This is a genomic window from Hymenobacter cavernae (assembly GCF_014641455.1).
Lineage (GTDB): Bacteria > Bacteroidota > Bacteroidia > Cytophagales > Hymenobacteraceae > Hymenobacter > Hymenobacter cavernae.
Window position 1 is genome coordinate 58416 of record NZ_BMHT01000003.1, and the last position, 21282, is coordinate 79697.

At 54.3% G+C, this 21282-nt stretch carries 18 protein-coding genes; 9 read left to right on the forward strand and 9 right to left on the reverse strand.

Annotated features, from left to right (window positions below):
- Positions 1–4 precede the first annotated feature (4 nt).
- On the reverse strand, positions 5–2356 hold the full coding sequence (locus tag IEX74_RS08450) for a beta-glucosidase family protein (protein ID WP_188813103.1): 2352 nt from the start codon (positions 2354–2356) through the stop codon (positions 5–7).
- 133 nt (positions 2357–2489) lie between these two features.
- Positions 2490–5069, reverse strand: a complete 2580-nt coding sequence (locus IEX74_RS08455) for a beta-mannosidase (RefSeq protein WP_188813104.1) — start codon at positions 5067–5069, stop codon at positions 2490–2492.
- A gap of 607 nt (positions 5070–5676) precedes the next feature.
- On the opposite strand from IEX74_RS08455, the gene IEX74_RS08460 reads away from it, so the two are divergent.
- The 3 genes from IEX74_RS08460 to IEX74_RS08470 all read left to right on the forward strand — a co-directional run bounded on the left by IEX74_RS08460 (position 5677) and on the right by IEX74_RS08470 (position 8894).
- The gene (locus IEX74_RS08460; RefSeq protein ID WP_188813105.1) at positions 5677–7155 is read left to right on the forward strand and encodes a sialate O-acetylesterase; all 1479 of its coding nucleotides are present in this window, start codon (positions 5677–5679) and stop codon (positions 7153–7155) included.
- 101 nt (positions 7156–7256) lie between these two features.
- Positions 7257–8312 carry a LacI family DNA-binding transcriptional regulator gene (locus IEX74_RS08465; RefSeq protein ID WP_188813106.1) on the forward strand — a complete coding sequence of 352 codons (1056 nt, stop codon included), beginning with the start codon at positions 7257–7259 and terminating at the stop codon, positions 8310–8312.
- Between the two features lie 222 nt (positions 8313–8534).
- The gene (locus IEX74_RS08470; protein WP_188813107.1) at positions 8535–8894 is read left to right on the forward strand and encodes a hypothetical protein; all 360 of its coding nucleotides are present in this window, start codon (positions 8535–8537) and stop codon (positions 8892–8894) included.
- 70 nt (positions 8895–8964) lie between these two features.
- Here the strand turns inward: IEX74_RS08470 and IEX74_RS08475 are convergent, their stop codons facing one another.
- Entirely contained in the window at positions 8965–9231 is a 267-nt protein-coding gene (locus tag IEX74_RS08475) for a hypothetical protein (protein ID WP_188813108.1), read from the reverse strand.
- A 483-nt stretch (positions 9232–9714) separates the two neighbouring features.
- On the opposite strand from IEX74_RS08475, the gene IEX74_RS23350 reads away from it, so the two are divergent.
- Complete coding sequence (locus tag IEX74_RS23350; RefSeq protein WP_262892029.1) at positions 9715–9849, forward strand: hypothetical protein; 135 nt, start codon at positions 9715–9717, stop codon at positions 9847–9849.
- A gap of 14 nt (positions 9850–9863) precedes the next feature.
- Here the strand turns inward: IEX74_RS23350 and IEX74_RS08480 are convergent, their stop codons facing one another.
- Positions 9864–12101 (reverse strand): xanthine dehydrogenase family protein molybdopterin-binding subunit, encoded by a 2238-nt coding sequence (locus IEX74_RS08480; protein WP_188813109.1) that lies wholly within the window; start codon positions 12099–12101, stop codon positions 9864–9866.
- A gap of 45 nt (positions 12102–12146) precedes the next feature.
- Positions 12147–12617 (reverse strand): (2Fe-2S)-binding protein, encoded by a 471-nt coding sequence (locus tag IEX74_RS08485; protein WP_188813110.1) that lies wholly within the window; start codon positions 12615–12617, stop codon positions 12147–12149.
- Between the two features lie 142 nt (positions 12618–12759).
- Between IEX74_RS08485 and IEX74_RS08490 the strand changes: the two genes are divergently transcribed.
- A complete protein-coding gene (locus IEX74_RS08490) occupies positions 12760–13272 on the forward strand; it encodes a vitamin K epoxide reductase family protein (protein ID WP_188813111.1) in 513 nt (170 codons plus the stop codon).
- A 64-nt stretch (positions 13273–13336) separates the two neighbouring features.
- Here the strand turns inward: IEX74_RS08490 and IEX74_RS08495 are convergent, their stop codons facing one another.
- Positions 13337–14590 (reverse strand): TCR/Tet family MFS transporter, encoded by a 1254-nt coding sequence (locus IEX74_RS08495; protein WP_188813113.1) that lies wholly within the window; start codon positions 14588–14590, stop codon positions 13337–13339.
- 221 nt (positions 14591–14811) lie between these two features.
- Here IEX74_RS08495 and IEX74_RS08500 point away from each other — a divergent pair, with 221 nt between their 5' ends.
- Complete coding sequence (locus tag IEX74_RS08500) at positions 14812–15069, forward strand: AbrB/MazE/SpoVT family DNA-binding domain-containing protein (RefSeq protein ID WP_188813115.1); 258 nt, start codon at positions 14812–14814, stop codon at positions 15067–15069.
- The gene (locus IEX74_RS08505; protein ID WP_188813116.1) at positions 15057–15386 is read left to right on the forward strand and encodes a type II toxin-antitoxin system PemK/MazF family toxin; all 330 of its coding nucleotides are present in this window, start codon (positions 15057–15059) and stop codon (positions 15384–15386) included. The genes IEX74_RS08500 and IEX74_RS08505 overlap by 13 nt, the downstream gene beginning before the upstream one ends.
- 37 nt (positions 15387–15423) lie before the next feature.
- Here IEX74_RS08505 and IEX74_RS08510 read toward each other — a convergent pair whose 3' ends face one another.
- Both IEX74_RS08510 and IEX74_RS08515 read right to left on the reverse strand, forming a co-directional pair.
- Positions 15424–15996 carry a suppressor of fused domain protein gene (locus IEX74_RS08510; protein WP_188813118.1) on the reverse strand — a complete coding sequence of 191 codons (573 nt, stop codon included), beginning with the start codon at positions 15994–15996 and terminating at the stop codon, positions 15424–15426.
- Between the two features lie 35 nt (positions 15997–16031).
- Positions 16032–19472: a UvrD-helicase domain-containing protein gene (locus IEX74_RS08515; protein ID WP_188813121.1), complete on the reverse strand. Its 3441-nt coding sequence runs from the start codon at positions 19470–19472 to the stop codon at positions 16032–16034.
- Positions 19473–19516: 44 nt separating this feature from the next.
- Here IEX74_RS08515 and IEX74_RS08520 point away from each other — a divergent pair, with 44 nt between their 5' ends.
- On the forward strand, positions 19517–20230 hold the full coding sequence (locus IEX74_RS08520) for a hypothetical protein (RefSeq protein ID WP_188813123.1): 714 nt from the start codon (positions 19517–19519) through the stop codon (positions 20228–20230).
- A 7-nt stretch (positions 20231–20237) separates the two neighbouring features.
- Here IEX74_RS08520 and IEX74_RS08525 read toward each other — a convergent pair whose 3' ends face one another.
- A complete protein-coding gene (locus tag IEX74_RS08525) occupies positions 20238–20660 on the reverse strand; it encodes an acyl-CoA thioesterase (protein WP_188813125.1) in 423 nt (140 codons plus the stop codon).
- Positions 20661–20904: 244 nt separating this feature from the next.
- Here IEX74_RS08525 and IEX74_RS08530 point away from each other — a divergent pair, with 244 nt between their 5' ends.
- Entirely contained in the window at positions 20905–21096 is a 192-nt protein-coding gene (locus tag IEX74_RS08530; RefSeq protein WP_188813127.1) for a cold-shock protein, read from the forward strand.
- Positions 21097–21282: the final 186 nt, after the last annotated feature.

Here is a 21282-nt window from a genome sequence, read left to right on the forward strand (position 1 = left end):
TGCGTTACTTGGAACCGGTAGCGCCACTAGTTTTCGGGCTATGAGGAGGGGTAGTAGGTGAATGCTGAGCCGTGGCACCCGCATAGCGGAAGCGCTGCTTCTGGTCGCCCACGCGGAGCGTGAAGTAGCCGTCTTCGAGCAGGCGCTTGCCGTACGCATCGGGGTAGCTCAGGTCTTGCTGCGGCTGAATGATAAAGGTTAGCTCCCGGCTTTCGCCCGGCTTAAACGCTTGTTTTTCAAAGTGCCTGAGCAGGCGCACAGGCCGCGTGATACGCCCCACTTCGTCGGTCATAAACCAGAGCACGGCTTCCTTGCCGAGACGGGCGCCGGTGTTCGTCACACGTACGGTGGCGCGTACCGTGCCATTGCCGGTCAGCACGGTGTCGGAGAGCTGGAGGTTGCTGTAGCGGAACGCCGTATAGCTCAATCCGTCGCCGTACTCGGTGAGCATGGTGCTCTTGTACTTGGCGCCTCGGTTCTCAAAGCCGGCCCCGAAGTCGCTTAGATCCAAGCTGTTCTCGTTGTTGTCGTGGTGGTAGTTGGAGATGTGCCCGGCAAACTGCGGATACGTGAAAGGCAACCGGCCGCTGGGGTTCACTTTGCCGCTGATGATTTCTGCAATGGCTTGTCCGCCGCCAAAACCCGGCAGGCCGCCCCACAGAATAGCTTCTGAGCGCTCAGCTACTTGGCGAATGATATTGGGTCGGCCGCCAATCATGACCAGCACCGTCGGCTTGCCAGCGCTCTGGGCCGTGCGCACCAACTGCTGCTGATCTTCGGGTAGCGTCAGGTCGCTGCTGTTGCCTAGGCCTTCCGCGTACGGCCGCTCCCCGATAGCTAGGATAACCGCGTCGGCACGACGAGCTGCGGCGGCTACGTTGGCTAGCTGCGGTTTGCCAGTAACATCCTGATAAGGAACTGTTTCCACTTGCGCATTGGGATACTCCTTTTTCAGCGCGGCATAGATCGTCAACACCTCCTGCGGGTATTGCGCCTCCTGGCGACCCTGCCAAGCTAGGGTCCAGCCACCGGCCAGGTTCGCTCGCGAGTCCGCCGACGGGCCGACGATCAGCAGCCGCTTCACCTTAGCCGGAGCCAGGGGCAGCATGTTCTTCTCGTTTTTGAGCAGCACCACCGATTCACGAGCCGCTTCCAGCGTCTGCTGCTTCAACTCCGGCGAGCCAATGCGGTTGAGGCGGTCGGCACGAGGCATGGGGTTGTCGAACATACCTAGCTCGTCCTTCATTTGCAGCACGCGCCCGGCAGAAAGGTTGATGCGGTCTTCCATCAGCCGACCTTCCTTCACCAGCTCTTTCACATAGCGGCAGAAATCGGTGGTGTACGGCGTCATAGCCATGTCCACGCCCGCATCGATGCATAGAAACGTGGCCTCCTTCTCGTTTGCAGCCGTTTTCTGCACCGTCACGAGGCGGATGATGTCCTGCCAATCGGTTACGGCCACCCCTTTAAAGCCCATCTGCGTGCGTAGCAAGTCGGTCAGAATGGCTTTAGAAGAGTGCACCGGCTCGCCGTTGATTTCGCCGCTGTTGATCATCACCGACTTCAAGCCTGCATCAATAGCCGCCTGAAATGAAGGTCGGAAAAACTCCTGTAGCCGCTGATCGGAAATCATGGCGTTGGTTCGGTCCCAGCCGTTGCGCGGGTCGGAGTAGCCCAGAAAGTGTTTTCCACAAGCCGCTACTTTATAGGGCAGAATGTCCGTGTTACTCTGTAACTCTTTGACATACGCCGCACCTAGGCTTGCCGCCACCAGCGGGTCTTCGCCGTAGGTTTCGTAGAAGCGCGGCCAGTACACGTTCACCCCTAGGTCGAGCACCGGCGCGAACACCCAGATGTGACCTAGGTCCGCCGATTCTATCACCGTAGCGCGGGCTTCCTGCCGCGCAAACTCCGCATTGAAGGTGGCCCCTAGGTTGATGTTGTGCGGAAAAATAGCCGCGCCCGACACGTAGCTAGCTCCGTGCATGTGGTCGATGCCGTAGATGACGGGAATGTGCAGGCGCGATTCGCGCATTGCAATCCGTTGCAAAGCAGTTAAATACGAAAGCCACTGCGTCGGCGGCACGGCCTCACCATTCAGAAACGAGCCCACGCCATAGTCCCGAATGAACGGCACCAACTTGGCCGAATCCAGCGACACGTCCTTCTGCTCGCCGGTATGGTTGATGGCTGCATTGGTAATCTGCGTCATCTGCCCGATTTTCTCCTCCAGCGTCATTTGCTTCAGCAGGGCCGCCACGCGCGGGCTCCACTGCGGCGTGGCCGTCGTTGCACTGGACGGAGTTGCCGTGGCGGCCGTCGGTACGTTGCTGCGCTGGCAGGCGCTGCCCAGCAAAACGGTAGTGCCTAGTATTAGTGCAGAAGCTCGACTGACGAAAGGTTTTAGATTGTGATTCAGTGGTTTGGAGGTAACGAAGGCGGAGCGTTGGATAACCATGTTGAGAAACTGGGAAGGGAGTTACGAGCAATTAAAACGCATCCGTGAGCGAGCGAACCACTAGCCGCTTGCGCAGCTCATCGAGCGAAGTAGCGCCTTCGCTCTTGAAGGTCAATACCTTGGTTTCGCCGGGCAATAGGTCGAAGTAGTTGTCGCCAAAGAAGCCGTCGCCTTGCGCTAGTGAGAGGTACACTTCGCGGGCCAGGGCTGTGCTTTTCAGGGTCACCTGGTAGGTGCTGTCGGTGGTGCGGGCCCAGGTAGCGCTGACGTTAGTTTTGGGCAGTGTCATCTCCTTGGGCAGTGCAAAGTAGTGCGTGTTGGTTGAGAGCGTGGTGCCGTTGGCTTGCAGATCACAGGCTAGCACTACCTTCTTGATATCCTGGCCTTTCAGGAGCTTATCCTTGGAAATTTCGAGGTAAACCTTGCTGGTCAGCGGCTCCACTTGCAGGCTAGCCGATTGCTTGAACAACACCTTGCCGTTGAAGTCCAGCATCCGCACTTGCAGGCTAGCCGGCACGGCGCTGGTGCGGTCCGACACCACGTAGAAGCGCACCTGGTCGCCTTCCTCGTGGGGACTCACGAGGAAGGCGGAGTAGAAGCGCTTGGCGTAATACTGTAAGGCTTTCCAGCGGCCGTAATAGTCAATCGACGACCACGAAGCCACGCCCCAGCAGTCATCGAGCTGCCAATACATCGAGCCCATCGTGCGCGGCCGGTTGCGCCGCAAGTGCTCGGCGCTGAGCTTAATGGCTTGCGCCTGTAGTACTTGGCTCACATACAGGAAAGAAGCAAAGTTTTTCGGCTCCTTGTAGTCGCGCAGCAAATACTCTTTCAAGCGCGGGTTGCCGACGGCGCTGCGCTGGTGTTCCTTCATCACCGGCGAGGCAATATCCCAGTCTTCCGGCTTCGTGAACAGCGCCACCGACTTCAAGTCAGGGAACGACTGGAAGCCGTATTCGCTCATAAACCTAGGTATCTGCTTTTCATAATCGGAGATGGGTGCCGTGCCGCCCCACACCTGCCAGTAGTGCATGTCGCCGTTGGCCTGCGAACCGGCAATGTCCTCAAAGTCAGCCGATGGGCTCGACGACCAGTACGGGCGGTCAGGGTCTTGCGCTTTCAGGACAGTTGGTATCAGGTCGCGGTACAGCTTGAGGTAGTTGCTCCACACTGCCAGTCGGTGCGGGCCATTTTTCACGGGGAAGCCCCATTCCTGCCAGGCAATTTCGTTTTCGTTGTTGCCTACCCAAATGGAAATGCTGGGATGGTCGCGGAGGCGGCGCACCTGATAAGTTAGCTCCTCGCGCACGTTGCTCATAAAAGCTTCATCACCAGGGTAGAAGGAGCAGGCAAACAAGAAATCCTGCCACACCATCAGACCTAGCTCGTCGCAGAGGTCATAGAAGATTTGGTTCTCATAGATACCGCCGCCCCATACGCGCACCATGTTCATGTTGCAGTCCTTGGCCGATTGCAGCAGGTGGCGGTAGCGTGCTGGCGTTACGCGCGTCTGGAAGATGTCGGCCGGAATCCAGTTGGCGCCTTTGGCAAAAATCGGGATGCCGTTGACCACAAACTCGAACGACTTGCCATAGGCGTCATGCTCGCGCCGCAGTTGCAAGGAGCGCAGGCCGGTACGTGTCTTCGCTTCGTCCAGCGGCTTGCCATTTTGTAGCAATTGCGCTTTGAAGGAGTAGAGCGACTGAGGTCCGTAACCAGCTGGAAACCACAGCCTAGGGTTGTTAATGCGGAGGTCAGCCGTTACTTCGTGCCTATTGGGCTGCAACGTCACTGTTTGCTCCAGCCGCTGACCAGCTTTGCCATCCGGACCTAGGTTTTCCAGCACCAAAGTGGCCTGCTGCCCACCGGCTGAAGCGGCCCCTTCGTATTCCACTACCAATTGTAGCTGAGCCGCTTGCGCGCTGATCTGGCGCTGCACAACGTGAAAATCGGTGATTTTGACAGCGTCCCAGGCTTCCAGCTGCACCGGCTGCCAGATGCCCGAAGTCACGAAGCGCGGGCCCCAGTCCCAACCGTAGTGATAGGGCGCTTTGCGGGTGTAGGGGCTCAGTACCGGGCCTTTGTCGCCAATGATGCCCATGGCCTGCTCGTCGTTGATGGCAAACAGCTCATAACCAGCTCTCTTGGGCAGTTCTGCCACCTCATTCAGCGGCGAGCGAAACCGGATGCGCAAGCGGTTTTCGCCGACTTTCAGCTGCGGCTTCACGTCCACGCGCCACTCGCGGAACATGTTGTCGGTGTGCAGAATAGAGGCATCGTTGAGGGTTACATCGGCGTACGTATCCAAGCCTTTGAAAACTAGCTCCAGATGCGAGCGTTGGAGCGTAGCAGGCGCCACAGCAAACGTCGTTTCGTAGTCCCAATCCGTCTTGCCGATCCATTGCAGCTTCATCTCGTTGTCGCGGTACAGCGGGTCTTCGATCTGCTTAGTAGCCAGCAGATCAGTGTGTACCGTGCCGGGCACCGTAGCGGGCGCCCAGTTGTCCTTGCCTACTTGCCGAAAGCGCCAGCCCGTCATTATTGGCTGAATGGTTTTGCCAGCAGTGGCGCTAGCTGCTGGGCTAGGTTGCTGAGAAAAAGCTTGGTGCATCCCAAAGAGGAGCAAGCAAGAAAGAAAACGAAGCAGAGTAGAAGGGTTAGGCATCAGATGGGTTTAGGAGCGGAAAAGAACAGCGTGTAATGATGACGAAGCTAATCGCCGAAGCAGCTGCTATTGATGCTAAGCTAAAAGGTTTTAGCATATTTATTAATCGAGCGTCATACAGTAACAGCAAAACTTTCACGAGCTACCAAGAGGTAGATGATAATTAAGAGGAAGTAAGTACCTGTGCGTCAACTATTTATATTATAGAAAGGCAGAATGTCTTTGAAATTAGGGAAGCAAACGTTTGCGGCTTAAGAACTTGTGTTAACCTTAAAGCATAAAATTTTGTAAAGTTCCCTGATTATACCGCGCTACCTAAGTTTTCCTATAATCAGGAGTAGCCAAGAGTATAATCAGTAGCTGCAAGCATTTGATAACACCAGAAAACACTATACATTGACCAAGAAAAACGTTTAAGCAACGGCAAATAGTAACAGTTGTCAAGGTCTTTGGCCGAGTAGCGAACATCCTGCTGTCTTGGAGCCGTGACCTAGGTTTGCTGCTTGCGCTACAAACGCCTCTCACCTTGTTTCTCCTCGCCCATTCATCAACAATGGATACCAGAAAATTAATCTTGTCCTTCCTCGGGCTGAGTAGCAGCCTTGCCGTGCAGGCAGCAGTGCGCTTACCTGCTCTCGTGGGCAGCCACATGGTGCTACAGCGCGAAACAAAAGTGCCGATTTGGGGGTGGGCCGAGCCGGGTGAGAAAGTCACGATCAGCTTTCAGGGGAAAACGTACTCGGCAGCTCCTGGCGCAGGCGGCAAATGGCAGGCGACGCTCCCAGCTATGCCGGCGGGCGGACCTTATACCCTAACCATTAAAGGGCAGAATACCATTACGTTAGAAGATGTTCTGATTGGGGATGTGTGGCTGGCTTCGGGACAGTCGAACATGGAGATGCCGCTGCGCGACAAAAACGCGCCTGCGCCTGGCGCGTATCCCGTGGTTCTGAACGCGGAACAGGAGGTGGCTGCCGCCAGCTTTCCAAAAATTCGTCAATTCACCGTCCAGAAAGAAGTTGCGTACCAACCTAGGTCAGAGAACCAGGGCTCCGCGTGGATGGTGTGCAGCCCAGGCACGGCGGGCCAGTTTTCGGCGGTGGCGTACTTCTTCGCCCGCGACTTATTTCAGCAGTATAACATCCCCATTGGCCTGATTAACAGCCCTTGGGGTGGTACACCCGCCGAGGCTTGGGTTAGCGGAGAAGCCCTGAAGCAGCTACCGGACTTTCAGGCGCGCGTAGTCGAGCAGGAAAAGCTAGGTCAGCAGGGTGTGCAGCCCACTGAGCAAGTTAAAAACGCTCAAAATCTGCCGTCGGTGCTTTATAACGGCATGATTGCGCCCCTGATTCCGTATGCTTTAAAAGGTGTAATCTGGTACCAGGGTGAAAGCAACACCGGCCGGTCTTACCAGTACCGCACGCTATTTCCGACCTTGATTAAGGATTGGCGCAGCCGTTGGGGCACCGATCTGCCGTTCCTGTTCGTGCAGCTCGCCAACTTTACTAAAGCCCTGCCCGAGCCCGCTGAGTCAGGCTGGGCCGAGCTGCGGGAAGCGCAGGCGATGGCACTGACGTTGCCCCGCACTGGCATGGCCGTCGCCGTGGATGTGGGCGATGCCAGCGACATTCACCCGGCCAATAAGCAGGCCGTGGGGCATCGGCTGGCGCTGGTAGCGCGCAACGTGGCGTACGGTGAAAAAGTGGTAGCCAGCGGCCCAACCTACGAGTCGATGAGCATCAAGGGAAATCAAGTGCGGCTGAAGTTCCGGAACCTAGGCTCGGGGCTGCAAGTGAAAGGCGACACGATCAAAGGCTTTGCAATAGCCGGCGCCGACAAGAAGTTCTACTGGGCCACGGCCACGCAGCAAGGACAAGAACTGCTCGTGACCAGCGCGGCCGTGCCGAACCCGGTAGCTGTGCGCTACGACTGGGCCAACAACCCCAAAGGCAACCTCTACAACAAGGAAGGTTTGCCAGCTGCACCCTTCCGCACTGATCAGTGGGAAGGCATCACCGCTGGGAGAAAGTGATTTTTTAGAATATAATAGGTAATAGCATAACCTATTGGGCACTAACCTAGGTGGTACCAAGATTATCACTTAGAAATTAAGCTGCCCTTCTTTCGGATTGTATGAGCAGTACAGATAAAGTGAAAAAGCGCACATTGATTCATGACATTGCACGTCATTTAAACGTGTCAATTGCTACGGTTTCCTTTGTCTTAAATGGTAAGGCGAAAGAGCAGCGAATTAGCGATGCGCTGGCCGAAAAAGTATTGCGGTATGTGGAAGAAGTCGGGTATAAACCGAATCAGCTGGCTAAAAGTCTGCGGACTGGTAAAACACACGTAATTGGGCTCATTATAGAAGATATATCTAACCCTTTCTTTGCAACTGTTGCATGGTTAATTGAAAAAAAAGCATTTGGGCGTGGCTACCGGATTATTTATTGCAGCACGGATAATAATACCGCTAAGACCAAGGATTTAATATCCATGTTTCAGGAGCGGCATATTGACGGCTATATCATTGCCCCACCTGAAGGAATTGAGGAGGAAGTTAATTCTTTACTTAGAAGCAATAAGCCTACGGTACTCCTAGATCGGTATATTCCGAGCCTGATCAGTGATTATGTGGTCGTAGACGGGGCTGATGGTACTTATCAGGCTGCCAGGCACTTGCTGGAACAAGGTTTTGAGAATGTTGCCTTTGTGACAAGCGAATCGCGGCAAACGCAAATGGAGGCGCGACTACAAGGCTATAGCAAAGCGCTGGATGAAGCGGGGCGGGCAAAGAACATCAAGCGCTTTGTGGTGAATTTCGGGGAAGGCCTTGAAAGGCTTGTGTCAGAAATATACAGTTTTATAAAAAATAACAGGGAATACGACGCAATTATATTCGCTAATAATATTTTAAGTATTTACGGTTTGGAAGCTATTGCGCGCCTAGGTTTGCGGATCCCGGAGGATATAGGTGTGATATCGTTCGACGACCACGATTTATTTCGACTGCACTCCCCAACAATAACGGCCATTGCACAGCCAGTGGAAAGTCTGGCTGAAAATTCGATAGACGTATTATTAAGAAAGTTGGAACAAACCAGCGAAGCAGAAGCGCTGGTTGATACGATTGTTTTGCCAACTTCCCTGATAATAAGAGGTTCTTCTATGCGTAAGTCCGGCCGCTAGCCGTAGCGAACAGCTACAGAAGTTGCACCTGCGTGTAGCCGCACTGAGCAAGGTCCATTTTAGGAGAAAACAAGGAATATATTCAGAAAAAGGAATATTATACATAAAACAGAAGCTAGGTAGTCGGCTGAGTATCAGATAAGCAGGTTGTTGACGAAGATTTGGAGCAGGAATTGCTTTCTGTAAACCGGCTTTATACCCGCTTTACGGCTTCCACCCGCTATGAACTACCTCTTCTCTGTCTGCCTCCGGTTTCTGAATGCCTGTGGCATTGGTGTTGCTTCTCCCGCTGCTCCTGCACCCGGTCCGGAAGAAACCTTCCTGACAAATGCTACGCTGCTGGTATCGTACGCTCAGCAGGAGCTTCAGCAGTTTCGGGCTTGGACGCCTCCCACGACTACGCACGCCGAACATGCACGTTCCTTACAGCGGCAGCTGAAGCAGGTGCAGCAGGAACTAAAGCTGTTGCAGGAAGAGTATCGCGCTGATCAGCAGCAGCAGCAGCAGCGGACAACCAGCGAGCGGCAGCATCCGGCCACAACTGCTGTTTTGGAGGGGCTAAACAGCCGGTACGCCAAGTAGCGGCGGCTTGCCAAATAGGCGCCGCAACATCTGTTCGGCACACTCCCTAACCTAGGTTTTACTGGAAGTATTATTCAAAAAACTGATGAAATAAGGCGCGGGTATCTTGGGCAATATCATCGGGAAGCTGCGGATGAAACACGAGCGACATGCGCGGTGGATTGTAGTGCACAATCACGTACTCCGCTAGGGTTGAGGCTGTCCGGCTGGGGCGGGCCGGTGTCTCGTCGAAGTGAAGTTGATGCTTTTGCTGCACAGATTTCAACCCTTCCTGGAAGGCGTTGAGCTTTGCGGCCAACTCAGGGCCGTACTCAGCTTCGATTGTACGTTTACGCATAGCAGTGGGGGAAATGGGGTAGCACAAGAAGGTGCAATCAGCAACACAAGCCCTGACCATCTGCATTACTCATTTACACAGAAATGGTTATGCACAAAATCATGCATGATTTTGTGCATTGATGCGCAGTGGGTAAGGAAAAGCCCAGTAGCGCAAAAAAGCCCCACAACTGCTGAATTAACTCGTTGCAATGCGGTGCTACTTAACTAGGCCGTAATAGTAGCTGCATTCGCTGACGTTTGTAGACATGCAAGCTACTCTTCAGGCATGCGAAAGGAAACAGCGCATTCATCTAACATCCACTACCTGAAGCAATAAGCATTATACAATACCAAAAAAGTACTACACGATATACCATCAATTACGTAGGACACTTCCTTGGCAGCGCCGTATAGAACAGAAGACGACTTCATACGCTGGTAAACAGCATGAGAAGATTGTCTGTGAGGAATGTAAGGCGCTTATAATCAACAAGGAAACTTCATGAAGAGGCTGGTCTACTGGACGATGAAAGAGGAGTACTGGCAGCGGCGGCTCGCGGATGCTCAACGGCGGGCGTTGCTGGTGTGCGGGATGATGGGGGTTTGCATAGCCATCGAGTATTGGCTAGGGCTGTAGTAGGGTAGGTCTGCTTACTGCCGGTGCACCGATTCATCTACCAGCTTTTCGGGACGCAGCGGAAGTTCGCGGATGCGCTTGCCCGTAGCCCGGTACACGGCGTTGGCGAGAGCCGCGGCCGTTGGACCCTGCGCGGCTTCGCCGGCACCCAGAGGTTGCTCATTCGGACGGTCGATGACCGTAACGCCCATTATATAAGGAGCTTCGTCGAAGCGGTAGATGGGGTAGCTTTCCCATTGCCGGCTGCGGATGCCGTGGGTATCGAAGATTACTTCTTCGTTGGTGGCCCAACTGGCGGCTTGTATCATGCCGCCTTCCGTCTGGTTTTTAATACCATCGAGGTTGATGACTTCGCCAGCATCGATAACGGCCCAGAGTTGCGGACGGTAAATAGTACCTTCTTCGGCAAGGCGTACTTTGGCTATCACCGCGACGTAGGCCGCCTTGTTTTTGTATTGCGCAAAGGCGAAACCTAGACCTTCGCTCTCAGTAAGCTTTTGCTGGCCCGCAATTTCCTGTGCTTTCCGCACCACGGCTTTCGCACGCTCATCCTGCAAGTGCTGCAACCGGAACTCCCACGGATCTTTTTTTACTTTCTCGACCAACTCATCCATGAACGACTCAATAGCAAATACATTAGCGTAGGCACCTAGGCTCCGTAAGGCGGAAACGCGCAAAGGTCCTTCGAAGAAATAGGCGTCGACGCGCAGGTTGGGCACCACGTAAAGCGGCTCAGCGTTGCGGTAACCCCCGGCGCTCTGGTCGGTAGCGCCGTCGTTTTTCGGAAGGCGTGGTTGGGCTAAGTATTGGGCGGGCAGAAGCTTATCGGCGTGGCCGCTGGGGCGGGCGCTGTGCGTATCCGTCCAGACCTGCTGCTGCCAGTGCGTGATGCGGCCGCTTGGGTCAAGGCGGGCGCTGATGTCGACGACCATAGCGCTGCCGTAAGGCTCCCAGGCGTGCTCGTCCTCGCGAGCCCACTGCACGCGTACATGGCGGCCGGGCGTGGCTATGGCGAGCAGAGCAGCGTCAGCGGCGGCATCATCGGCGCCGTTGTGGCCGTAGCAACCTGAGCCAGGAACGCCTTTCACGTGGATCTTTTCCTGGGGCAGCTTCAGCAAATCAGCCAGCGAGTCGCGCAACGGGTATACGCCCTGCGTGTGCGTCCAGACGTGCAGCGTGCCTTGGTCGAACAGAGCCACCGCGCAGCTCGGTCCAATGGAGCCGTGCATGAGGTAGGGCTTGAAGTAGCTGGCGCTCAGTGTAGTTTCGCTTGCAACTGATGGCGTGTCGAAGTGGCCTTGGTTGGCTATTTGCTTGGAGCTGGAGGGAAGCTTACGGAGGTAATCGGGGAGGGGCTGCCCGGCTGGGAGAGTGCGGCCGGGCGTCCATTGGGCGTGCAGCTTGGCGTAGTCCTGTGCTAGCTTGGCGTCATATTCTTGCTCGGCTAATAAGCCGACGAAGCTGCCATCGACGTGCACTTTCAGTAAGCCAGGCACGAGACGCTTGAGTTCGGCTACATCAAGCTTCACGAGCTTCGATTCGTAGTTGGCGGGGCGCAACACGCGAGCGTGCAGCATGTTCGGGAATCGTAGGTCGTGCACGTACCACTCATCAGCCCGCACCATTCGCTCAATTTCCTCCCGGTGCATAGCCTTACCCACGTAGCGGTACTGGCTTTTGGGCTTCAGCTTGATCGGTAAGCGCACCTCATCGGTAAGCTGTGCGCCGTTCAAGACTTGCGCAAACGTGAGCCGGCGCTTCTTGTCCTTGGTTTGAATCACGCCATCAGCAAGGCTTAACTGACTTGCTTTCACACCTAGCTTTTGCGCCGCCAACGTTAGGAGCTTCTGCCGAGCCGCGGCCGCCGCGTAGCGCACCGACATGGCACTTTGCTCGATAGATGCGCTGCCGGCCGTGTAGCGCTCGTCGGGAGTGCGGTCGGTTTCGGCCAGAGCCACTTCTACCTTGCCCAGCGGCATATCCAACTCCTCGGCCGCCATTTGCTGCACGGCTACGCCAATGCCCTGCCCTAGCTCAATCTTGCCGGTGAGCACCCGCACGCGCCCATCGCTTAGCACTTCCAACCAGGCGTTGATGCGCGGATTGTTCTGAAGGCTCCCCGGCAATTCATCAGCTACTATCGGACTGCCAGCTGTTTCGGTGCCTAGACCTAGGAAGGCAAAGCTAATCGTCAGACAGCCAGCGCTCTTAAGGAACTTGCGACGGGAAGCAGAAGGCAGTTGGGCGTTCATAGCAAGAGAAATGTGTGGGCTATTGGCCGGATGTCTGGCAGGTGATTAGCTCATTTCTGAGGCTCGCTTGATGGCTTTGATGGCGCGGCTATGGACGCTGCATCGGCACAGCACCCGGTAAAGACTATTGCGAATTTCTTCTTCGTTGGGCTTAGGATGTTGCTGAAGAAGGGCAGCGGCCGCCATCACCATGCCATTGAGGCAGTAACCGCACTGCGGCACCTGCTCGTCGATGAAGGCTTGCTGCAGGGGGTGCAAAGAGCCGTCGGGGCGGGTGAGGCCTTCGAGCGTAGTGATAGTCGTATGCAGTACCTCCGAAACCGGCAGCTGGCAGCTCGGCCAGGCTAGGTTGCCGTTGAGGACCACCATGCAGGCGCCGCACTGCTGAAGACCGCAGCCGAACTTGGGACCGTTAAGGGCCAATTGGTTGCGCAGTACATAAAGCAGTGGCGTAGTTGGGTCGACGCGTACCGTGTGCGGCTGCCCGTTGACGTGCAAGGTGAGGTCTGCTTCCATTGCTGAGGAGTTTAGAAGAACATACTCCGTAAGCTGGCAAAAGGATGCCGCATACGATGTGCTGTTCAGCACACTTTACAACCTAGGTAACCCAACCTGCGGGCGGGCACGTACCACCTGGTATTCACCGCAACTAACTCTTATGAACCCGACCCAATTAAGCGAAGAGCTTCGCTACAACCAAGACCCTAACCTAAAACGTCGCCGCTGGATTATTGGCCTATCCTTGCTCGGAGTAGCGCTCGGCCAGATCGTGACACTGTACCAGACCGGCATCATCCACCACCTGCCCGACCCACCCGTTGGGCCCTTCGATTCCGATAAAGTCGACGCCTCCGACTACGGCTACAAGCGCCTCGATACGCCCGATGCTGTAGGCATGATTTCCACCTACGGCATCACGACGGCGCTGGCCGCGGCCGGCGGTGCAAACCGTGCTGCTGACAACCCTGCGTTGCCAATCAGCTTACTAATCAAGACCCTAGGTGACGTAGCGACTAACCTTACACTAGCGCGTGAAGAGTGGAAGGAAAACAAAGCGCTGTGCTTCTACTGCCAGACGGCTACGGTTGCCTCCATTGCCTCCGTAGCGCTGGCGGTGCCGGAAGCCGTAACGGCCGTGAAGAATCTGCTGGGCAAAAAGCAAACGGCCTAGCTTTCAGAGCGACTAAAAAGAACGTCATTCCGAGCCTGCGAGGAATGACGTTCTTTTGTTATAGCTACTCCGCCAAAGCCGCTTCAGCCGGAATGCTGACGGCTGGCTGCTTGTAGTTTGCCAATGACCGCATCGCCAACCCCACGCTGATCAGAATTAGAACAGCTCCCGTCAAGAAGGCGGCGCCGGGGAAATGCACGGGGGCTTTCGGGCCCGTGAAGTAGGAGAAGATATTCGTCATCAGTGGCGGGCCAATGATAGAGGTGAGGCTAACCAAACTGGTTAGCGCACCTTGTAGCTCACCTTGCGCATTCGGCGGCACCTGCCCCGACATAAGGCCCTGCAACGCTGGCCCGGCAATGCCGCCTAAGCAGTACGGAATCAGAAAGACAAACATCATCCAACCTTTCGAAGCAAAGGCAAAGAGCAGAAAGCCAAGGCCGTACAGCGCAAAACCGATGAGCACGGAGCGCTTGGCACCTAGCTTTGGATTGAGGTAGCGAATCAGAACACCTTGCACCAAGGCTGTCAGCAGGCCAATAACGCCCAGCGAATACCCCACATACGCCTCGCTCCAGCCAAAGCGGTACATCACGAAATACGACCAGTTGCTCTGTACTGCGTGGGCCGCAATGTAGAGCAGCACCAGCGAACCTACCATGCCCAGAATAACCGGATAGCGCTGCAGCTGCCGCAACGAGCCAACCGGATTAGCCCGCTTCCAGTCAAACTTTCGCCGGTTCTCTACGGGCAGCGACTCCGGCAGAATGAAGTAGCCATACAGCCAATTGATTAGGGTAAGCCCGGCTGCTGCCAAAAATGGCACCCGTGCACCGTATTGCCCCAGCAAGCCGCCAATCACTGGCCCGATGATGAAGCCAAGTCCAAACGCCGCTCCGATCATGCCGAAGTTCTGCGCCCGCTTCTCCGGTGGGGTAATGTCGGCAATGTAAGCCGAGGCCGTCGTGAAGCTAGCTCCCGTGATGCCCGCGATGATGCGCCCCACGAAAAGCCACGCCACGGTAGGCGCAAAGGCAACAAACAGGTAATCAAGGCCAAAGCCAAAAAGGGCGAACAGCAACACCGGTCGCCGCCCGTATTGGTCGCTAAGGTTGCCCAGCACCGGCGAAAACAGAAACTGCATGCTGGCAAACGCAAAACCCAGCCAGCCGCCATACTTCGCCGCCTCACTCATGCCTTCGCCCGTAAGCTGGCTGATGAGCTTCGGAACAACGGGGATGATGATGCCAAACCCAATGACATCCAGCAACAACGTGATGAAGATGAAGCCGAGCGCGGCCTGGCGTTTATCAGACATGGTTCTCCGCTTTTAGGGACGTGAACAAAGATGTTGGTAGCGGTAAATGTACAAAATATTCCAATTAAATTAGTATTGTGGCCAAAAATAGTAGGAATGCGCCATGGCGCGTTCGGCATTGAACATTGTTACTTACTGGCAATGTTCTTACTTTATAATAACGTAAATTTAGGACTTAACGCGTCATGGCGCGTTCCTACCATGCAGACAGACTAACGATTATGAAAACCCGTCTTATACGTGTTGGCAATTCGAAGGGGATTATCCTGCACAAGAAATTGCTGGAGCAGTATCATTTGACCGGTGAAGTGAACGTAGAACCAACCTCCGAAGGGGTCCTGATTACGCCTGTGGAAAATGCTGCGCGCCAGGGCTGGGATGAGCGTTTTCAACAAGCGGCTGCCCAGGGTCACACGCCCGATGAGGAACTGCTAGAAGGGTTCTCGGATGAAACACTGGAAGACGAATGGCAATGGTAGTCAGTCGGCTTGAAGTCTGGCTGGTAAACCTAGACCCCACGCAAGGCAGCGAGATCAGCAAAACGCGCCCATGCCTCATCATCTCCCCCGACGAGATGAATCGCAACCTACGCACCGTCACGATTGCAGCGCTTACCAGTGCACAGAAGCCCTATCCGTCGCGGGTAAATTGGTCCTTTCAGGGCAAAGCAGGTCAGGTTGCGTTAGATCAAATCCGTTCGGTAGATAAAACCCGCTTGGTGAAAAAGCTAGGTGTATTGCCGGAGTCTGTTGGGCAACAGATTTGTGAGGTATTGCAGGAGATATTTCAGTATTAATTCCTGTTCTATATTGCTCCCTAGGTGTCAAAACTTTCTAGCTCTCAGAAGCTAAGCAGTTGCGCTTGATGTCAAGGTAGTCTAATTGCTTGTCCTCAAATAACTGTTCCAATGCCTCACAGCCGTTCTTAATCTTGTAGTCTCTTTCTCTCTCGGTTATTGGAATAAGCCAGTAGCAGTGAATCTCATGACTCTCAAAGTTGAATATTTCTAATCGTGGCCCATTTAAATAGGGAAGCGAAATAAAGGCATGATCACACTTTGAATTTTTCAGCCAAGGCCGGCCGATATTTACAGTATGATGAAGGTTTAATGGTGCTACATTCCGGTGAAAGGAAGCACAAACTGTCATAAGCTCAACCAATAATTTGTCAGCTTTAGGAGAATAAACAATCAGTTCAATTAGATTATCGTCAATTCGATCTGCTGACATACCTACTGTACAATAGCAGTAATAATTAGCTAACTTGAATAGTAGAACATAAAACGTTGAATGCAGCTTCTCTTTAGGTCCTTCATTAAGTATTAACCTTTTTCCAGGCGAACCAAAGTAATTTTCATAATGATGGTGGAGATTTGCTGTGTATTCTCTAGAATCAAGGACCTGCATACTTCTTTTGCTTTATAAATTGCTCAGGACTTCGCCTAAAACCTAATCACCTCTTCCGTTCCAAAATAATACAGCACGCACTGCACATCCGCATAACCTAGCTGCCGGAACAACCCGGCATACTGCTGCAACTGCCGACGATGCTGCGGCTCCGGTGGTGGAATCTTGAAGTCGAGCAGCGTGACGCGGCCGGGCGCTTCACCTAGGTTCGGCTCAAAAACGATACGGTCGGGTTTGTAGTCCTGGCGGCGGGCGCCACCTACCAGGATTTCGCGCTCGGTTTCGGCCTCCACGGCCTGGCTGAAGTAGTGTGCTATCTGCGGGTGCTCGACAACCCGGTGCAGCTTCTCGACCAACTCCGCCCGTTCGCGGGTACTCACCAAGCCCTCCGACACCAGTTGTGCCGCCACCCGATCTACCTCAATGGCCAGGATAGTGCGGCGCAAGGCGTAGTGCAGCTTGCGGTTCCATTCGCCCTGAGCTTGCTGGTCGTTGAAGTCGAAGAGCGTGTTGGCGTGACGGCGCAGGCGCAGGCGCTCTTCCCAGGGCGTGCTAGCTAGGTTTGTCAGCTGCCAATTGCCGGTGGCTTGTTGCTGCTTTTTACTCACGGGCACCATATTGTGAGCGTCGGCCAGGATGTAGGCGGTGCGCTCATCGTCCCACTGACCCGTGGCGAGCAGGTAGCGGTGCAGCAGCTCGGCCACCGTTTTGGCCTGCTCGGTAGCGGCATCATTTTCTTTGGCGGCTTTGGTCGCTTTAGGTCGGCGGCTGATAACGTAAAGACGGTGGCGCGGGCGCGTGAAGGCCACGTAGAGCATGTTGAGGCCTTCCAGGAAGGTTTTCTCCAGCTCTTCGGTGTATTGATCGGCCAGGGGCGTGCGGGTAAGCGCCTGCGTCTGGTTGACGACAGCCACAGCGGGCATCTCCGCTACTGGCTTTTCCGTGTCGAGCAAACGGCCCCAGAGCAACGTGCCACGGTAGGGCGTCAAAGACCAATCGGCGAACGGCACGATGACCACGCCATAAGCCAGGCCTTTGGCTTTGTGCACCGTGGTAATGGTAATAGCGTCGCGGCCGGCGGGGGCGTTAATGCTGAGGTTGCTCTTCTTCTGCTGCCAGTAAGCGAGGAAGTTATTGAGGTTGTTGCCGAAGCGTAGGCTGTACTCCAACGTCAGGTCGAGGAAGCGGAAGAGGTACTCGCTTTCCGCGTTGCGGCCCAGCAGCCCGAAGGTACCGATCAGCCGCTCGGTGAGTTCGTACAAACCTAGGTTGCCGGTTTCCCGCTCCTGCACGTCGTAGCCCAGGGCGCGCAGCTCGTCGAAGAAGGGGAGGGCGTGGGCATCATTAGCCAGCTCAGCAATGCGGCGGGCGCGGTCCGGGGCGGGCGCCACGCGGCGTACTACCTTATCAACCAGCAACAAAGCCTCAGCACGAGCTAGGGTGTCGGCGGGCTGGTTGAGCACCCGGAACACAGCCACCAGCAGGTTGACCACTTCCGCAAACTCCAACGACAGCGAATCGGCCGAAATAATGGCGTAGCCGCGCTCCTTCAGAAACTTTGCGACCCGCCGGCTGCTGTCGCGCCGACGGCACAGCACGGCAATATCCTGGAGCCTGAAACCGTCGTGCACGGCTTGCTCCACGAGTTGAAGCGTAAGGTAAAGTGTGCTTTCGTCGTAGTCGAAGATGTACGTGGGCGGCAGGCCGGGCAGGGGTTCGGTGGTGTAGGCGCCGGTGGTGGGGTCGTAGCGCAGGGCAGGGGCGTCGTCTTCAGTGAAGAGCAGTTCGACGTGGCCCGCGGAGGTGCTACCGCCAGACCCAGAAGCTGGGAGAAGGCTAGGTACTTCCTGCTTAAATCCCTCATCAAAAATGCCTTGCACCAGTGGCAGCTGCGAATGCGACTGACTCACCTGCCCAAAGAAGTCATTATTGAACCCAATGATTTCCGCCGCCGAGCGGTAGTTTACATTCAGGTTGGCCGGCTCCAGTGCTTGATCTAGGGTATAGTAGCGCCCCTCCAGTAAGTCGCGCAACTCCTCATCCGCCACGCGGCCGTAGAGGTACTGCGTTTCATTCTGGTAGAGGCGCAGAATCTGCTCCATCTCGCCGCCCCGCCAGCGGTAGATAGCCTGCTTGGCGTCGCCGACAGCTAGGGAAAGGCCGCCATTAGCAACCGCGTTTTCTACTAGCGGCAGCAGGTTATTCCATTGCAGCACAGAGGTATCCTGAAACTCATCAATCAGCAGGTGGCGGTACCGTTCACCCATGCGCTCGTATAGAAACGGCACCGGCTCACGCAGTACAATCTGGGCGATGCGGCGGTTGAACTCGGCGATGAGCACCACGCCCCGTTCCCGACTCAGCTGGTCCACCGACTTGCTCAGCTCGCTCAGCAGCGACACCTGAAAGAGATAAGGCAGCATGCCTATCACCAGCAAGTAGTCAGGTAGCAGGGTAGCGCGCAGATTTTCTAGCTCCGTATAAGCTTCTGTCAAATCAGGTTTCACGACATCCACGCGCTGCTTGTCGGCGGCCGTTTTTACCTTACCGCTGTACCATTTATCCTGCTCTATAGTGGCACGCACGTAGCTGTTGGCGTCTTTGTCGGGCAGCAGACGCTCCTCCCACTTCGTGAAGTAGCCCATGATGCCGTTTTTACCCTGATATAGATCAGCTTCCGTTACATTAGCCACATCTAGCGTCTGCAAGGCTCGCCCGGCTACGGCCTGAAATGTCTGCTCAATCTCCTCTTTGCGCGTCTTGAGCGTTTCGTGCAGCCGACGATAGTCTTGCAGCGACATCTTCTGGAGTTGGGCCACGGCCTCGTGCACCGGCTCCGAAAGTAGGAAGCGCCCGAACGTCACCAACTCATCAGCCAGGTTATTCCAGCTGCGACCTTCGTCGGCTTTGCTCAGGGCGTAGTCGGCGAGGGAGCGGGAGAGGAGCTTGCTGTTCGGGTCGCGGTTCACTTTGTCGAGCAGCAGAGCCACGGCACTTTGCAGCACCGTGTCACTGTCCAGTTCTACTTCAAAGGTAGCCGGTAAACCTAGCTCCCGCGTGAAGGCCTGCACAATGCGCTGCACAAACGAATCGATGGTACTGACGGCGAAATCGGCGTAGTGGTAGAGCACCAGCCGAAACGTCGCTGCCGCCCGTCGCCGCAGCTCTTGTTGCTTTTCCGCGGGCGTTTGCGCGTGGCGTGGGAGCAGGCCATCTTCCGCCAATTCCTCAGCAATGTCGCGCAGCAAAGGGTCGTTCTGCGCCTGCCCGGCCTCCGGGTACGCAAATCGCCGCAACGCCCCAATGATGCGCTCCTTCATCTCCCCGGCCGCATCGTTGGTGAAGGTAATGGCCAAGATGCTCTTGAAATAAGCCGGATCTTCCGAGCCCAAAGCTAGCTTCAGGTATTCCTTGGTAAGCTGGTAGGTTTTGCCGGAGCCGGCAGAAGAAGAATAAATGCGGAAGGTGGAGGGCATGGAAGGTGGTTTTGATAAAACTAGATTAATCAGTTTATTTGATAATGGACTATACTACTGACTTATCTGCTCTTAAATGGTTACGAGGCTCTGTCTCTGATCGAAGTGATATTGAATCTTTGAAAGTAAAGCATCTTCTTCCTAATACGTATAGTGCTTACATAGCATTATTGCCTTCTGTGGGAATTATAGATGGGTTTCCTTTCAATGAAGTTGATCCAAATACTATTTCTATTGAACAGATAAATGCTAACGTTAAAGTTTGGAATGAATATGGGATATACTCATTCAATTCGACTCCTAATTATTCTAAGACAAGGTTTAGTAAGTTAGCTAAAATGTTTGAATTGCCTTATGATCTGAGCATGCAAAGAACTTTGCCGTGGCGAAAGAGAGGGTTTGCTATATTAGAACAAGATACATTAGATAATTTAAGGGGCATTCTAAAGCAAATATTCCTAACTAATAAGGTTAACCTCTATATCGAAGATTATTGGAGATGGTATGAAGTATATAATTTGTTGCCACATTCAAAAGAGGTAATATACAGAGCGAATATTGATGAATTTATTCATTTCTTTAGTACATCGTTTTTTGATGCTAGTTTATACTTGCTTCCAGATGATAGAAGCTGGTGTCTGATGAATATAGAAAATGGGTTCTGCCCTGTTATTGGTATTGGTTCCTGCGTAAATAATAAATGGATTATTCCATCTGATACAGAAATACTTAATCTCAAGTTAGAAGATCCAATATAGTACCTGCTCACCCCATCGGCCCCCACAACCGCTTCACCACCGCTTCCTCCACCCGCTTGGGTCGCTGCGACCTAGGGTCGAGCAGCACCCATTGAGTTTCGGCTTCGCACAGCAGCACGCCATCCGACACCCGCTCGATGCGTACGAAGCGTTGGCACTGCGCCCCGCGGATTTCGCCAATCCAGGTAGTGCCGCGCAGCTCCTCGCCGGCAAAGCTAGGTCGATGGTAGCGGATGCGGTGTTCCAGCACCACCCAAATGAAGGCGTCTCGCTCGCCGGGAGGGTAGGCTGAGAGCCAATGCGCGCCGGCCGTATCTTGCACCCAGCGCACGTACTGCACGTTGTTGGCGTGGCCTAGCTCGTCGATGTCGGCGTCAGTAACAGTGAAGTTTCGGGAGAAGCGAAAGGCCGGAGCAGAATTATTTTCCATCAGAAAGTAAATAGTTGGCGAGGCCATTTTGTTGCGAATGCAGCCTCTAAAGCCGGTTTATTACATTGATGCGCCGCGCCAAGTGACCAGGCCAGAATGGTGGTTGGCAGGTAAGAAGACAACTCCTAAAATAATAAGTCGTACAATTGCCTAAGTTTAAGAGAATGTGCTTCATCCCGCTTTAGCATTACCAATACTATTTCGCGTGACCACTTAGCTTAAATGACATCCGTAAAACGCTATCATGCAGACAGGAACAGTAAAATTTTTTAACGATACCAAAGGATTTGGTTTCATTAAGAACGATCAAACCGGCGAAGATATCTTCGTACACGTAAGTGACCTCGTAGACGAAATTCGCGAGAACGACAAGGTTCAATTTGACGTAGCTCAGGGCAAGAAAGGCCTGAATGCCGTTAAGGTGTCGCTTGTATAGTCCAAGCTTCACTTCCTCGAAGTGAAACAAAGAAGGCCTGCTAGCTAGCAGGCCTTCTTTGTTTATATTTATATCTGGCTGGAACGATTTACAAGCCTCGCTTGTAAGTAATAAGCTAGCTTAGAACACCAGACCGCTTCACAAAAAGCGTACATCAAGTAAGCCGTCTGGAAGCCTTGCAACGAC